This window comes from Streptomyces sp. DG1A-41 (assembly GCF_037055355.1).
Lineage (GTDB): Bacteria > Actinomycetota > Actinomycetes > Streptomycetales > Streptomycetaceae > Streptomyces.
This window is the reverse complement of the sequence record NZ_CP146350.1, coordinates 6,789,275-6,805,178: the sequence shown is the minus strand read 5'-3', so window position 1 is coordinate 6,805,178 and position 15,904 is coordinate 6,789,275. Positions and strand designations below refer to the sequence as shown.

Sequence of the window (15,904 nt, the reverse complement as noted above, 5' to 3'; positions counted from 1 at the left end):
GGGGTGAGCTCGGTGTTCCCGGACGGCTGGGACTGCGAGGCCCGGCTGGTCGACGGCCACTGGGTCGAACGCCGTCCCCGCCGTCCGGACGTGGAGCGGCAACTCCGGACGGAGACCCGCCTGCTGCCATGGCTCGTACCGCACCTGCCGCTCGCTGTGCCGGTGCCCCATATCGTGGCAGGCGATCCGCTCATCGTGCGGCACGCTTTGGTCCCGGGTGAACCCCTGGCAGAGCCGGACGCCTCCCAGGGACGCGTCTTGGGGTTGTTCCTGCGGGCCTTGCACAGGGCAGACACCGAAGAGGCCGTGCGACGCGGTGTGCCGCCCGCGCGCGAAGTGCTCCGTGAACGCGTCGCCCTGGCGGACGACTTCCGGGCTCGCGTGCTGCCCCTCCTGCCGCCGGACCGGCGCGCCCCCGCCTCCGACCTGCTGAAGGCCGTCAGCACGCTGCCCGCCGAGGCCCTCGTCCACGGGGACCTCGGACCCGAGCATCTGCTGGCCCAGGCTGGTGTGCTCACCGGTGTCATCGACTTCGGCGACGCGCACATCGGGGACCCCGCCATCGACCTGGCGTGGGCGCTCAACGGCACCTCACCGGCGTTCGCCGAGGCCTGCGCCGCCGCCTGCGCGGCACCGCCGGCGCTGCGCGAACGCTCCCGTGTCTGGCACCGCCTGGGCCCGTGGTACGAGGTCACGCACGGGTTGGACACCGGCGACCAGGACACCGTCCGTTCAGGGCTGGACGGCCTGCTGGACAGGCTCCCCGGCTCCCGCGGCCTGTGACGACAAGAGGGGCACCGGCCCGAAGGCGGTGCCCCTCTGTCATCTACTCAGGCGCTAGGCGTCAGCTGCAACCACTGGTCGAGCCGCAGCCCTCGCAGATGTAGCAGGAACCGGCGCGCTGCATCTTCGTCCCGCAGGAGAAGCACAGCGGGGCGTCGGCCTGGATGCCCAGCTGCATCTCCACCAGTTCGGCGCTGGTGTGGGCCTGCTGCGGGGCGGGCGTGGCCGCCTCTTCGTTCTTCGGCGCGGAGACGGCCTTCAGCTCCTGGGCGCGCGGCGCCGACTGGGCCAGGCCCTCGACGTCGACATCGTCCTCGTTCGGCTCGTACGAACCGGTCTCCAGGTGACGCTGGCGCTCCTCTGCGGAGTGGATGCCGAGCGCGGAGCGCGTCTCGAACGGCAGGAAGTCCAGCGCCAGGCGGCGGAAGATGTAGTCGACGATCGACTGCGCCATCCGCACGTCCGGGTCGTCCGTCATACCGGCCGGCTCGAAGCGCATGTTCGTGAACTTCGAGACGTACGTCTCCAGCGGGACGCCGTACTGGAGGCCGACGGAGACCGCGATGGAGAAGGCGTCCATCATGCCCGCGAGGGTCGAGCCCTGCTTGGACATCTTCAGGAAGACCTCGCCGAGACCGTCGTCCGGGTAGGAGTTGGCGGTCATGTAGCCCTCGGCGCCACCGACCGTGAAGGACGTCGTGATGCCGGGACGGCCCTTGGGGAGGCGCCTGCGGACCGGGCGGTACTCGACGACCTTCTCGACCTGGGGCTCGACGGCGGCGGGCTCCTCGGCCTTCTCCTCCCACTTCTTGGTGGAGAGCGGCTGGCCGACCTTGCAGTTGTCGCGGTAGATCGCGAGCGCCTTGACGCCCAGCTTCCAGGCCTCGAAGTAGATCTCCTCGACCTCCTCGACGGTCGCCGTCTCCGGCATGTTGACCGTCTTGGAGATGGCGCCGGAGATCCACGGCTGGATCGCGGCCATCATGCGGACGTGGCCCATCGGGGAGATGGCCCGCTCGCCCATGGCGCAGTCGAACACCTCGTAGTGCTCGGGCTTGAGGCCCGGGGCGTCGATCACGTTGCCGTGCTCGGCGATGTGGGCGACGATCGCCTCGATCTGCTCTTCCATGTAGCCCAGGCGGCGCAGGGCCTGCGGAACGGTACCGTTGACGATCTGCATCGAGCCGCCGCCGACCAGCTTCTTGAACTTGACCAGCGCCAGGTCGGGCTCGACACCGGTGGTGTCGCAGGACATCGCGAGGCCGATGGTGCCGGTCGGGGCGAGCACGGACGCCTGGGAGTTACGGAAACCGTTCTTCTCACCGACGCGCAGCACATCTCCCCAGGCCTCGCTGGCGGCGGCCCACACCGGGGTGTCCAGGTCGTCCATGCGGACGGCCTTGTCATTGGCGTCCGAGTGCTGCTGCATGACGCGCTTGTGGGCGTCCGCGTTGCGGGCGTAGCCGTCGTACGGGCCCACGACCGCGGCGAGTTCGGCGGAGCGGCGGTACGCCGTTCCGGTCATCAGGGAGGTGATGGCGCCGGCGAGGGAGCGGCCGCCGTCGGAGTCATAGGCGTGGCCGGTGGCCATCAGCAGGGCGCCGAGGTTGGCGTAGCCGATGCCGAGCTGGCGGAACGCGCGCGTGTTCTCACCGATCTTCTGGGTCGGGAAGTCGGCGAAGCAGATCGAGATGTCCATCGCGGTGATGACCAGCTCGACGACCTTCTGGAAGCGCTCGGCCTCGAAGGACTGGTTGCCCTTGCCATCGTCCTTCAGGAACTTCATCAGGTTCAGCGAGGCCAGGTTGCAGGACGTGTTGTCCAGGTGCATGTACTCGCTGCACGGGTTCGACGCGGTGATCCGGCCGGACTCGGGGCAGGTGTGCCAGTTGTTGATGGTGTCGTCGTACTGGATGCCGGGGTCGGCGCAGGCCCAGGCGGCCTCGGCGATCTTGCGGAAGAGCGCTTTGGCGTCGACCTCCTCGATGACCTCGCCGGTCATCCGGCCCCGCAGACCGAACTTGCCGCCCTGCTCGACGGCCGTCATGAACTCGTCGTTCACGCGGACCGAGTTGTTGGCGTTCTGGTACTGGACGGACGCGATGTCGTCGCCGCCCAGGTCCATGTCGAAGCCCGCGTCGCGCAGGACGCGGATCTTCTCCTCTTCCTTGACCTTGGTCTCGATGAAGTCCTCGATGTCCGGGTGGTCCACATCGAGGACGACCATCTTGGCGGCGCGGCGGGTGGCGCCACCGGACTTGATCGTTCCTGCGGAGGCGTCGGCGCCGCGCATGAAGGAGACCGGACCGGAGGCGTTGCCGCCGGAGGACAGCAGTTCCTTGGAGGAACGGATCCTGGAGAGGTTCAGACCGGCACCGGAGCCGCCCTTGAAGATCATGCCCTCTTCCTTGTACCAGTCGAGGATCGACTCCATGGAGTCGTCGACGGACAGGATGAAGCAGGCGGAGACCTGCTGGGGCTGCTTGGTGCCGACGTTGAACCAGACAGGGCTGTTGAAGCTGAAGACCTGGTGCAGGAGGGCGTAGGCCAGCTCGTGCTCGAAGATCTCGGCGTCGGCGGGCGAGGCGAAGTACTTGTGGTCCTCTCCGGCCTTCCGGTACGTCTTCACGATGCGGTCGATCAGCTGCTTGAGGCTGGTCTCGCGCTGCGGGGTGCCGACGGCACCGCGGAAGTACTTGCTGGTGACGATGTTGACCGCGTTCACCGACCAGAAGTCGGGGAACTCGACGCCGCGCTGCTCGAAGTTGACCGAGCCGTCGCGCCAGTTGGTCATGACGACGTCACGGCGCTCCCAGGCCACCTCGTCGTACGGGTGGACCCCAGGAGTGGTGTGGATGCGCTCGATACGCAGGCCCTTGCTCGCCTTGGTGCTCTTGGCGCGGGAACTCCGTGCCGGACCACTCGCCGTCTCTGTCATGCCGCCTCCCTGTACGGGCGAAAACGCCCTGAAGTGCCCCGTTGTTCCCGTGGCACGGTGTTCTGTCTGGTGTCGCGGGCACCCACTCACATCGCCCGCAACAGGTCTTCACATCGCCGCCGCCCGGCCGGGGCCCGGAGCTGCCGCCCGGGTCCGGCCCGCCGGTCAGTCGGCGGCGCCTGCGGGCTCGGGGACATGCGTCGTCCCTCCGGGCCCGCGGTCGTCTTCCTGGCTCCCCGCCCCCGCGTCCTCGCGGTCTCCGTCGTCCGCTTCGGGGCGCCCCGTCTCTTCCCTGAGCTCCGCGATGGCCGCCTCGAAGTCCTCGAGCGAATCGAACGCCCGGTAGACGGAGGCGAATCGCAGATACGCGACGAGATCGAGCTCCTGCAACGGGCCGAGTATGGCCAGCCCCACGTCGTGGGTGGTCAGCTCGGCGCTTCCGGTGGCCCGCACCGCCTCCTCGACCCGCTGGCCGAGCTGGGCGAGCGCGTCCTCGGTGACGGGCCGCCCCTGACACGCCTTGCGCACACCATTGATGATCTTGGTGCGGCTGAAGGGTTCGGTGACTCCGGACCGCTTGACCACCATGAGCGAGCACGTCTCCACGGTCGTGAAACGACGGGAGCAGTCAGGGCACTGGCGGCGCCTGCGGATCGACGTGCCGTCGTCGGTCGTACGGCTGTCGACGACACGGCTGTCGGGGTGCCTGCAGAAGGGGCAGTGCATGAACTCCAACCCTCCTCACAGCAGACTCAAAAGCCTCGCTGGGTCTCTTGCGCCTCACGAAGCAGCCCCAAGCATAGGCGATGACCATGGGCGCCAAGACCCGGGGGACCACAACTTGTGGGCTACTGCTGCAATCCAACCACTAGATGTGGGGATTGGCTCATACATCCAGGCAGTACGCGCGTGTCGCGCGAGTAGACGCAGGTGACACATGACCGACCGGTCGCGCCGGCCTCGTACACCCACAGCCGCACCGCTGGACACGCCCGGCCGACCCCGCCAGCCGCATCCATGCGCGCACAGCCGTATCGCTGCGGCACATGCGGAGATACCGTGGGCCCCGCGAGGAGGGGACGTGGGACTCCCGCACAGATGAGGGCTGGTCCCGGGGCGCGGGAATGCCGGATGGCAGACTGGAGCACCCCCGAGGCGATCACCCCGGCGGTGAAGAGTACAGCAATGGGCGCTTTTGCCCGCCAGGTGGAGCGGTAGCCAATACACCCGGACAAATGATCGCGTCAGCCGATTCGCGATTTTTCACTCGAACGTGTGTTTGGCGCAACCTTTCGAAAGCAACTACCGTTGTCCAGCAGGGAGACCATCGAGAGGGGCCGACGTGACCACCACCGCAGACAGTGCCGCCATCACTGCCCAGGACCGCTCCCAGGGCCGACTGGAGCCGGTGCACGCGATGAACGAAGCCACGAATCCGGAGGGGCACAAGCGCTCCCTGCCGGGACGACCTCCTGGCATCCGGGCGGACAGTTCCGGACTCACCGACCGCCAGCGTCGCGTGATCGAGGTCATCAGGGACTCGGTGCAGCGGCGCGGCTACCCGCCGTCGATGCGCGAGATCGGCCAGGCCGTCGGCCTGTCCAGCACGTCTTCCGTCGCACACCAGCTGATGGCACTGGAGCGCAAGGGCTTCCTGCGCCGCGACCCGCACCGGCCGCGCGCGTACGAGGTGCGCGGCTCCGACCAGGCCGCATCCGTGCAGCCCACAGACACCGCGGGCAAGCCAGCCGCGTCGTACGTCCCGCTGGTCGGCCGCATCGCCGCCGGTGGCCCGATCCTCGCCGAGGAGTCCGTCGAGGACGTCTTCCCCCTCCCCCGCCAGCTCGTCGGTGACGGTGAGCTGTTCGTCCTGAAGGTCGTGGGGGACTCGATGATCGAGGCCGCCATCTGCGACGGCGACTGGGTCACGGTCCGCCGTCAGCCGGTCGCCGAGAACGGCGACATCGTGGCCGCGATGCTCGACGGAGAAGCCACCGTCAAGCGCTTCAAGCGCGAAGACGGCCACGTCTGGCTCCTGCCGCACAACGCGGCCTACGAGCCGATCCCCGGCGACGACGCGACCATCCTCGGCAAGGTGGTGGCCGTACTGCGCCGCGTCTGACACCGCGCACCGCGTCGGGTGGGCCCAGCGGGCCCGCCCTCTGACCGGGCCCCGGGACCCCTGCGCCGGTTCCGGGGCCCTGCGCTGTCCGGGCCCCGGTACGTACGCGGTGTCGGGGCCCGGTATGCGCAGTGGGGGTTGGCCCGCGGCTCCGCCCCAGCAGGCCGACCCCGATGGCTCACTCGGCTTCCGCCTGCTTCGCCAGCGCGTCGATCGCCGCCAGCGACTTCCGCACCTGGTTACGGTCCGTCGTGTACCAGAAGTCGGGCAGTGACGCCTTCAGGTAGCCCCCGTACCGGGCCGTCGCCAGCCGCTGGTCCAGCACGGCGACCACACCGCGGTCGCCCGACGCCCGTACGAGACGGCCGGCGCCCTGGGCCATGAGGAGCGCGGCGTGGGTGGCGGCGACCGCCATGAAGCCATTGCCGCCAGCGTCCTCCACGGCCTTCTGGCGGGCGCTCATCAGGGGGTCGTCCGGGCGCGGGAACGGGACTTTGTCCATGACGACCAGCTGACAGCTGGGTCCGGGGACGTCCACGCCCTGCCACAGCGACAGGGTGCCGAACAGGCAGGTCTTCGGGTCGGCCGCGAAGTTCTTGATGAGCTCGCCGAGCGTCTCCTCCCCTTGGAGGAGGATCGGGAACTCGGGGATCCGGGAACGCAGTTCCTCGGCGGCCACCTGGGCGCCCCGCATGGAGGAGAACAGGCCCAGGGTGCGGCCGCCCGCCGCCTGGATGAGCTCCGTGAGCTCGTCGAGCATGTCCCCGCGGTCGCCGTCCCGCGCGGGGCGCGCCAGGTGCTTCGCGACGTACAGGATGCCCTGCTTGCGGTAGTCGAAGGGCGAGCCGACGTCGATGCCCTTCCACTGCGGGAGGTCATCGCCCTCGGTGCCCTCGGGGGCGAGCCCGAGGGAAGCGCCGACGCCGTTGAAGTCGCCGCCCAGCTTCAGCGTCGCGGATGTCAGGACCACGGAGCGGTCCGCGAAGAGCTTCTCCCGCAGCAGACCCGAGACGGACATAGGGGCAACGCGCAGGGAGGCACCGAAGCGGTCGTGGCGCTCGTACCAGACCACGTCCCATTCGGAACCGTTCGTGATCCGCTCCGCCACGTCGTGCACGTTCTCCACGGAGGCCAGAGCCTGCTTGCGGACCGCGTCCTCGTCCTGGACGGACTTGTCACGGGTCGTGCCGATGGCGGAGATCACGGTGCGGCACGCGTCGCGCAGTGCCATGAGGGCGTAGCCGAGGTCCTCGGGGATCTCCTCCAGGCGGCCCGGCAGGGCGAGCTCCATCAGACGTTCGAAACCCTCGGCGGCGGTCTGGAGCTGGTCCGCCGCCTTCTCGTTGACGAGTTTGGCGGTCCGGCGCACCGCACGGTTGACCTGGCCGGGCGTGAGCTCGCCAGTGGCGACTCCGGTGACCCGCGAGACCAGCTCATGGGCCTCGTCGACGATCAACACCTCGTGCTGCGGAAGGACCGGGGCACCCTCGATGGCGTCGATCGCGAGCAGTGCGTGGTTGGTGACGACGACCTCGGAGAGCTTGGCGCGCTCGCGGGCCATCTCGGCGAAGCACTCCGCGCCATAGGCGCACTTCGAGGCGCCCAGGCACTCCCTCGACGACACCGACACCTGAGCCCAAGCCCGGTCCGAGATGCCGGGTGTGAGGTCGTCGCGGTCGCCGGTCTCGGTCTCGTCGGCCCAGTCGCGCACCCGCAGCAGGTCCTGCCCCAGCTTGCTGGTGGGCGCGGCCGCCTCGAACTGGTCGAAGAGACCCTCCTCCTCGTCCTGCGGCACACCCTCGTGCAGGCGGTGCAGGCACAGGTAGTTCGACCGGCCCTTGAGCATCGCGAACTCCGGGCGCCGGCGCAGCAGGGGGTGCAGCGACTCGACCGTTCTCGGCAGGTCGCGCTCCACCAGCTGGCGCTGAAGGGCCAGGGTGGCGGTGGCGACGACCACACGCTCCCCGTGCGCGAGCGCGGGCACCAGGTAGCCCAGCGACTTGCCGGTGCCGGTGCCGGCCTGGATCAGCAGGTGGGAGCCGTTGTCGATCGCCTCTGCGACGGCTTCGGCCATGGTCACCTGACCGGGGCGCTCCGTACCGCCGACGGCAGTGACGGCAGCATGCAGGAGTTCGGGGAGTGAGGGCTTCGTCATAGCGCGACCACCCTACGACCCAGCACTGACAAACGGGTGATCAAGGCAGGGACGGGGGACGGGATCAAGACCTTGGGCTCCTCGGTCAGGGTGGGTGGACGGGCGGACGGGTGGCGGGGGCTCCGGCGGGATGTGACCGGTTCGGGAGGGCGGGGCAGGGGGAGCCATGGGCGGAGCAGAGTGGTCGGGCGGGGCGGTGCGAACCGTGGCCAGGAGGATGGAGCGGGTCCCGGCCGTCCGTCGTGGCCACGCGGGCGGGGCGGCGAGCGACTCGAGAAATCTCTGCGGCATGAGCGGGAACCGCGACGCCACGCGCCGCGTTCAATGAGTGATGGAGTGATGACACAGTGCTACAGAAGATGCCGGAGGGACCGGTCTCGGACCATGAGGGCGGCTCGCTTGTCGGGCAGGTCGACCTCGGCGGAGAACCGGAAGCCGGCGGTCAAGAAGGCGGCGATGGAGGGGGTGTTGCGAATGTCGGGTTCCGCGATGACGCGTGCGCAGGAGGGCCGCTGCGCGAGTACGAGGTCGGCGACGGCTCGGAGCAGCAGACCGCCGAGGCCACGCCCTCGGTCGGCGACAGCGCCGACAAGAAGGTGGAGCCCCGTGTCGTGAGGCCGGGCCGGGTAGTAGCGGGCCAGTGGATCCAGGTCCGCCCGGTAGATCTCCCAGTAGCTCATCGGCGTTCCGTCCAGCACGCCGATGCACGGCACGCTGCGTCCGTCGCCGACTAGCTGGGCCAGCACGTGGTCCTCGGTCACGTGCTGTGGCCCGGACAGCTCCCAGAACGCCCCAGCGGCGGGGTCGTTCATCCAGCGGCTGATGAGCGGAAGATCACGTTCGACGCGCACGGGGACGAGGTGAAAGAAGCCCGCGGGTGTGTCGGTCGGGCCCCAGTCGGCGACGCGGTCGAGGAGATCGTCCTCGACCACGAGGACGGAGAGGGCCGAGGGGACGGGGGCCTCACGGGTGGCGGCGGTGGAGTCGGAAGGCTGGGCCGTGCGCTGGTCCGGCCGCCGTGCTCCGTGGATGTCGGACGCCTCGTCCGCGATGAGGGCGAGGAGTTCGTCCGGGAGCCGTAGGTCCATGGTGTCTTCGCCGTGGCGGGCACAGGAATCCGCACAGGGATCCGCACCGGAATCCGCGTCGGCTCCCGCGCTGGACGCGACGCCGGGACCGGCATCGAAGCGGGCGTTGGAGCCCTCCCCGGCATGGACGTCGGCCGTGGCAGGGCCAGCGGTACCGGTGTGGGCGGTCGAGTCGGCGGGAGGCACCAAGCGCTCCTCTCAGGAAAGTGGGTGAGGCGTGTCCTCAGGGATGAAGGAGGTCGGTTGTCGTCAGGGACGGTCAGGGTGATCAGCAGTGCAGGGGATTGGCGATGGTGACGTAGACGGACTGGGTGTCGACCGGGCCGACGAGTTCGTCGAGGCCGTGGAGTCGGGTCAGCAGGTTGGCCTTGCAGCGCAGGACGGGTGAGTCGAGCAGCCAGGCCGGCAGCGAGGTGCGCAGCCGGGCCGGGCCGGAGGCGACGTTTCCGAGGAAACGGCGGAAGGCGGCGAGCAGCAGCCGCTCGTCGGCCAGCCCCTGGGAGCCGAACGCGCCGATGAGGCCGAGGACGTTGTTGACCGCCAGGTAGTAAGCGAAGCGCTCGTCGGTGACCTCGTCGCAGACGAACGTGTCGCTCCGCTCTCCGATGCCGGGCAGCCGGGCGTCGAGGTCCGCGCGCCGGGACTCGCGGAAGTAGTAGCCCTGGTTGTCGCGGTAGCGGCCGCCACTTGGCCATCCGTCGCTGTCCAGCAGGAGCAGGGTGTTCTGCTGGTGAGCCTCCAGGGCGATGCCGGCCTCGCCGTCCAGCCACAGGACGGGGCGCACGACGTGTTCGAGGTAGCGCAGGAACCACTCGGCGGCGACGGCTCCGCGGGGCCTGCCGGTCCGGCGGGCGAGACGCGTGACGACCTCGGCCAGCCGGGACCGAAGGACCCGGCCGTGGATCTCCGGGCGGTCGGGAGCGGTTCCCGGCCGGGCGGGTGAGGAGGGGCGCGGCGAGACGAGTCCGGCGACGCAGGAGACATCGTCCGAGGGGCTGAACGGGTTGTGGCGGATCACCACATCCAGTCCGGGCAAGGGGACGCCACCGGAACAGTCGGAGCCATCGGAAGCATCGACAGCGATCCAGGCCGGGTCGCGAACGATGTCGAAGCACGGATGCACGGCCCGCCATTGCTGCGCGAGTCCGCTGCGGAGCAGGCGGTGGACCTCGACACCGCGGTGCAGTTCCTTACGGAGGTTCTCGCGACGGGAGTTGGTGATGCGCAGGCCCAGCGACAGCTTGAGCATCGCGGGAGCACCGGTTTGGTAGACCGTTCGTACGGAGGAGGTGGGTTGCCAGGGAGTGCCGTGGGTGCCGAGGTCGCGGAGCAGTCCCCTGTCGAGCAGGGCAGCGGTCTCCGGGCGGTGCCGGATCTCGCGGGCCTGCCAGGGGTGCACGGGCAGTAGGGCGTACCCGTCCGGCAGCGGCAGGTCGGTCCCGGCCAGGCGTGCGGTGAGTCGGGCCGCGGTGACAGGGCGGCCGCGTTCGGTCCAGGCGGAGTCGGTGGCGAGGACGGAGGGGGCGACAGCGATCCAGTGGAGGGGGAAGAATCCGTGCAACTCGGGCGAGTACAGGCGTGCTTCAGCCTCGGAGAGGCCTTCTCGGCTCTTCGGGGTCGGGTGCAGGGGGTGTCCGAGGACGAGTGACTGTTCCGACTCCAGGAAGAGGTCGGGGCTGTCGACCGGGTGTTCACGGCGGTCGCTGAGGAAGGAGGTGACGCGGCGGAGGGAATCGGCAACGCCCGCGACAAGTGCGATACCGCCGTTACTGTCGCCGTGGGCGTGGGCGTTACCGTGGGCGTAACCCTGTCCGTCTGCGGGCGTCTCCCTGGAGAGCAGTGCGGCGACCGTGACGGCGTCTGCCGGTGGGGCGTGGTCGGGAGCGTCGGCCAGACGCGGGAGACCGAAGCGGTGCCAGCCCGTCGGGGACCAGTAGCGGACGGGGGCGAGCAGGGCCGTGCCGCTGGCGGGAAGGGGGATGCGGAGGAGGCCGTCGGTAGGGGCGGGTCGGCTGGTCTCTCGCACCCAGCACCGGAGCAGCGCCTCCACGGCTGCTGCCTGGGCGACGGCATGCGGGTCGGGATGCTCAAGGAGGTCGGTGGTGAATCCACCAGCCTTCACATCACCGTCCCTCACCTCGCCGCCCTGCGCCTCGGCGTACTGCGCCGCCCCAGACCTCTGACACGGGACCGCCGGGTTCGCCGTGACCGCTGAGTTCGCCGACACCTCCGAGGCCCGGAGGTCAGGGGAAGAGCCTCGTCCCAATGTCATGGCGTGGTCGTCGCGCTCAGGGATGGCTTTCAAGACAGGCACCTCGTTGGGTGGTTCCGGGACGTCGCTGGGTGAAGGCCCATGGCATGAGTTCTCACGGCGTTGAGGCTCACGACGGGTACGGCGCCGCCGCCATGCCCCCATCGCACCGAGCTGCCGCCCGGACCGCGTCGGCCAGGCGGTCCTGCACGGCGGCCGCCTGTTCGTCGGTGATCGTCAGGGGCGGCAGCAGCCGGACGACGCTGGCGTGACGGCCGCCGAGTCCGACGATGAGGCCGCGCCGCAGGCACTCCCGCTGGACAGCGGCCGCCAGTTCGGGGGCGGCGGCGAGAGGTGCCCCCGCTGCCTCAGCCGCCCGCCCGGCTCTCCCGGTCTCGCCCTCCGGATCCACGAACTCCACCCCGATCATCAGCCCCCGCCCCCGCACGTCGCCGACGCACGGAAATTCCCCGACCAGCCCCTGGAGTTGACCCAGCATGCGCGCCCCAAGAGTCGCCGCGCGTTCGGTGAGGTGGTTTTCCCGGACGTGGGTGAGGGTCGCCGTGCCGGCGGCCATGGCGAGTTGGTTGCCGCGGAAAGTGCCGGCGGGGGCGCCGGGTTCCGGGACGTCGAGGTCGTCGCGGTACACCACGACCGCCAGTGGCAGACTGCCTCCGATGGCCTTGGAGAGGACCATCACGTCTGGGGTCACTCCGCTGTGCTCCACGGCCCAGAAGGCTCCGGTCCGCCCGACGCCGGTCTGGATCTCGTCGGCGATCAAGGGGATGGACCGGTCGGCCGTGAGCTGCCTCATGCGCCGCAGCCAGGCGTCCGGTGCGGGAATCACCCCGTCCTCCCCCTGGACGGGCTCGACGATCATCCCGGCGGGGAGCGGAAAGCCCGGCCCGGGGTCGTCCAGGACGGACTCGGTCCAGCGGGCGGCGAGGTCGGCCCCGCGTTCGCCCCCGAGGCCGAAGGGACAGTGGTAGTCCTGCGGGTACAGGCGGGCGACCCGTGCGTCGTGGGCGTCGGCGGACGCGTCGAGTGCTCCGGCCGTCCTTCCGTGGGAGGCGCCGGTGAACGCGATGAGGCCGGTCCGGCCGGTCGCAGCGCGCACCAGTTCGCAGGCGGTCTCCACGGCGTCGCTGCCGGCCGGTCCGCAGAACCGCACGCGGGCGCGGTCGGCGAGCCCTGCGGGCAGGGTGCGGAACAGCTCGGTGATGAAGGCGTCCTTGACGGGTGTGGCCAGGTCGAGGACGTTCAGGGGCGCGCCGGAGTCGATAACCTTGCGGATGGCTTCCAGAACGACCGGGTGGTTGTGCCCGAGGGCGAGCGCGCCGGCGCCCGAGAGGCAGTCCAGGTAGCGGCGGCCGTCCGCGCCCTCGATGGTCAGTCCCCTGGCCCGCACCGGCACGATCGGCAGGGCACGGGCGTACGTGCGGGCAGCGGACTCGCGCGCGGACTGGCGGCGCAGAATCCCCTCATGTGCGGCGCGCGCTCCCGGTGCCGTGTCGTCGGCGGCGCTGGGGAGGGCCCGCACCGGCATACGCCCCACAGTGGCCTCCTCGGACGCACATCCTCCATGGGTGGATTCCGCCACGACTTCCCTGACCTCCCACTGGGCACGGGCACAGAGGACCACACACAGACAGCAGACCCCCCACCGCTACCAACCGCGGTCCGCTCACCGGGTTACGGGTTGCCTCAAGATCCTTTCCGTGACGGAACTGTTGCGGTTCCGTCGGGCCGCCCCCACAGCCACCGCATAGTGTGTGGTGCCGTTCCCGGACGCCGTGAGATCGGCCTGAACTCCCCATGAGTAGGCGGGAACCAGGCCCGAAGCACCGGTTCGTCCATGCTCGTTCCACATCAGGGGGAGTCACATCATGCGATCCACACGGCCGTTGTCCACCGCCAGCCGAGAGGGGAGGGCACGCCGCAGGAACTCCCCCGTGCTGGCCGCCGTGGCCCTCGCCTCGGCGTTCGCGCTGACCGCCACCGCCTGCGAGTCGGGCGACGCCGCGGCGGGCGGCGAGGCCTCCGCGTCGGCCGGCGCCTCCGACGACGGCAAGCTGAGGATCCCGGACGACATCAGGGACCGGCTCCGCGAGCACGGGATCGACATCGACAAGTGGAAGAACGGCGCCTGGAAGAACTGGGACCGGGACGACTGGCTGCGCGAGGCCAACGAATACATCAACCCGATCATCGAGGGACTCTGGGACCCGGACCGCATGCGGGAGGCCGAGGAGCCCGACGAGGGCATCGACGACAGCGACCTCTCCGGTGACCAGGGCGTGACCGATCCCGCGCCCGAGCCGGTCCAGGCGCAGGCCGTGCCGCCGTCGTACCACGCCAACGCGCCCACGGCCGGGAAGGTGTTCTTCGACTCTCCCAAGGGCTCGGCCGTCTGCTCGGCGACGGTGGTGAAGGACCCGGCCCACCCGGGCAAGTCCAACCTCGTGTGGACGGCGGGCCACTGCGTGCACGCGGGCAAGAAGGGCGGCTGGTACCGCAACATCGCGTTCGTGCCGTCGTACAACGACGACGGCAAGCCGGTCGCGGAACTGGAGAACGCCACCAGGGAGGACGTCGCTCCCTACGGCGTCTGGTGGGGGGACTGGGCACAGACCTCGGACCAGTGGATCGAGCAGGGCGGCTCGACGGGCGGGGACGGCGCTCCCTACGATTTCGCGGTCATCCATGTGACGCCGGAGAAGGGTAGTGGCGGCAGGTCGCTGGAGGAGACGGTCGGTTCGGCGCTGCCGGTGGACTTCAAGGCCCCCGCCGTGCCGAAGGCGAAGAACGTGACGGCCATCGGATACCCGGCCGCGCCACCGTACGACGGGCAGAAGCTGTACCAATGCCAGGACCAGCCGGGCCGGCTGTCGGTCACCGCGTCGGACCCGACGATGTACCGCATCGGCTGCACCATGACCGGCGGTTCGTCCGGCGGCGGCTGGGTCGCGACGGGCTCGGACGGCAAGCCCGCGCTGGTGTCCAACACCTCGATCGGCCCGGTGACGTCGGGCTGGCTGGCCGGGCCGCGGCTGGGTGACGTGGCCAAGGGCGTGTACGACTCGGTCAGCGAGAAGTTCGCGGGCCGGTGACGGCCGACTGAACACCGTCGGCGGTGGGGTGGTGCCCCCGTCCCCTGCCCGCGCCTGTGCCCGTACCCGTGCCCACCTGGCGCAATGGCCCGTGGACTCACGGAACTCCACCACCCCCGTACGCCCTCAACTCCACGGGCATCGTGGGGTATCGCGCCGGGGGCTCCGGCACCCGGTATGCATGCACACGCGCAGCAGCACACGCGCCAACGGGGTCATTGCACCATGCGTTCCGCAGCTACGCCCGCGGCACCGAGGCGCAGGCGGCGCACCGTTCTCGCCGCCACCGGGCTCGTCACCGCCCTGGCGCTCACCGTGACCGCCTGTGCAGGTTCGGCGGACTCGGCGAGCGACAAGCCCGACGCCACCACCTCGCAGGCCGCGGACGACGGGGGCAAGGTCAAGATCCCGGCCGACCTCGCCTGCAAGCTCAAGGAAACACGGGATCGACGTCGACCGGTGGAAGGACGGCGGCTGGAAGGACTGGGACAAGGACAAGTGGCTCAGTGAGGCCGAGGACTTCGTCAACTCGGTGATCTAGGGCCTCTGGAAGCCGGAGCGGATGCAGTCCGCGAAGGAGGCCGACAAGACGGTCACGACGAAGGACGCGTCGGCCGTCCAGGGCGTGAGCGACCCGGTTCCGGCGCCCGTCCAGGCGCAGACCGAGAAGACGCCGTACCACCGGAACGCCGCTCCGGTCGGCAAGGTCTTCTTCGACTCCCCTTACGGCCCGGCCGTCTGCTCCGGCACGGTGATCAAGGACGTCAACCACCCGGGCAAGTCCAACCTGGTGTGGACGGCGGGCCACTGCGTGCACGCCGGCGGCTGGTACCGCAACCTCGTGTTCGTCCCCGCTTACAACGACCTCGGCAAGTCCGAGGCGGAGCTGAGCAACGCCAACCCGACGGAGGTCGCCCGTACGGCAACTGGTGGGCGGACTGGGCCTCGACCTCGAACCAGTGGATCCAGGGCGGCTTTGAGACCGGCAGTGACGGGGCGGCGTACGACTACGCCGTGCTGCACGCGAAGCCCGAGCAAAGCGCCAAGTCCCTGGAGGAGACGGTCGGTGCCGCCCTGGACGTGGACTTCTCCGCGCCGTCCGCGGCCGAGAAGATGGGCGCCTGGGGCTACCCGGCGGCGCCGCCCTACAACGGCCTGAAGATGTTCAAGTACATCGACGTCCCGGGCCGGTTCTCGCTCAGCCCGAGCCTGCCGACGATGTACCGCATCGGCTGCACCATGACCGGCGGTTCGTCCGGCGGCGGCTGGTTCCGGGGGCTGAACGGCAAGTCCGTGCTGGTCTCCAACACCTCGATCGGCCCGGCCGACAACAGCTGGCTGGCCGGTCCCCAGCTGGGCCGCGATGCCGAGGCGCTCCAACAGAACATGAGCAGGACCCACGGCGGTCGATGACCGAGGCATGCTGAAGGCCCGCTCCCTGCGGGACAGGGAGCGGG

At 70.0% G+C, this 15,904-nt stretch carries 9 protein-coding genes and 1 pseudogene; 4 read left to right on the top strand and 6 right to left on the bottom strand.

Features of this window, described 5'->3' with window-relative positions; all coding sequences use genetic code 11:
* Positions 1 to 3 precede the first annotated feature (3 nt).
* Positions 4 to 783, top strand: a complete 780-nt coding sequence (locus V8690_RS31825; RefSeq protein ID WP_338783539.1) for a phosphotransferase — start codon at positions 4 to 6, stop codon at positions 781 to 783.
* 61 nt (positions 784 to 844) lie between these two features.
* Here V8690_RS31825 and V8690_RS31820 read toward each other — a convergent pair whose 3' ends face one another.
* Together V8690_RS31820 and nrdR are read right to left on the bottom strand one after the other, a co-directional pair.
* Positions 845 to 3,721, bottom strand: a complete 2,877-nt coding sequence (locus tag V8690_RS31820; protein ID WP_338783538.1) for a vitamin B12-dependent ribonucleotide reductase — start codon at positions 3,719 to 3,721, stop codon at positions 845 to 847.
* 165 nt (positions 3,722 to 3,886) lie between these two features.
* Complete coding sequence (nrdR, locus tag V8690_RS31815) at positions 3,887 to 4,447, bottom strand: transcriptional regulator NrdR (protein ID WP_338783537.1); 561 nt, start codon at positions 4,445 to 4,447, stop codon at positions 3,887 to 3,889.
* A gap of 616 nt (positions 4,448 to 5,063) precedes the next feature.
* Here nrdR and lexA point away from each other — a divergent pair.
* Complete coding sequence (gene lexA, locus V8690_RS31810) at positions 5,064 to 5,843, top strand: transcriptional repressor LexA (protein ID WP_030845416.1); 780 nt, start codon at positions 5,064 to 5,066, stop codon at positions 5,841 to 5,843.
* A gap of 178 nt (positions 5,844 to 6,021) precedes the next feature.
* Here the strand turns inward: lexA and V8690_RS31805 are convergent, their stop codons facing one another.
* The 4 genes from V8690_RS31805 to V8690_RS31790 form a co-directional block, all read right to left on the bottom strand.
* Positions 6,022 to 7,998: an ATP-dependent DNA helicase gene (locus V8690_RS31805; protein WP_338783535.1), complete on the bottom strand. Its 1,977-nt coding sequence runs from the start codon at positions 7,996 to 7,998 to the stop codon at positions 6,022 to 6,024.
* A gap of 350 nt (positions 7,999 to 8,348) precedes the next feature.
* Positions 8,349 to 9,272, bottom strand: coding sequence for a GNAT family N-acetyltransferase (locus V8690_RS31800; protein WP_338783534.1), 924 nt, complete (start codon positions 9,270 to 9,272; stop codon positions 8,349 to 8,351).
* Positions 9,273 to 9,354: 82 nt separating this feature from the next.
* Entirely contained in the window at positions 9,355 to 11,358 is a 2,004-nt protein-coding gene (locus V8690_RS31795; RefSeq protein ID WP_338783533.1) for an IucA/IucC family protein, read from the bottom strand.
* 109 nt (positions 11,359 to 11,467) lie between these two features.
* On the bottom strand, positions 11,468 to 12,883 hold the full coding sequence (locus V8690_RS31790; RefSeq protein ID WP_338785524.1) for a diaminobutyrate--2-oxoglutarate transaminase family protein: 1,416 nt from the start codon (positions 12,881 to 12,883) through the stop codon (positions 11,468 to 11,470).
* Positions 12,884 to 13,223: 340 nt separating this feature from the next.
* Between V8690_RS31790 and V8690_RS31785 the strand changes: the two genes are divergently transcribed.
* Positions 13,224 to 14,447 carry a hypothetical protein gene (locus V8690_RS31785; RefSeq protein WP_338783531.1) on the top strand — a complete coding sequence of 408 codons (1,224 nt, stop codon included), beginning with the start codon at positions 13,224 to 13,226 and terminating at the stop codon, positions 14,445 to 14,447.
* A gap of 225 nt (positions 14,448 to 14,672) precedes the next feature.
* Positions 14,673 to 15,860, top strand: a pseudogene (locus tag V8690_RS31780) (hypothetical protein).
* The last annotated feature ends 44 nt before the right edge of the window (positions 15,861 to 15,904 follow it).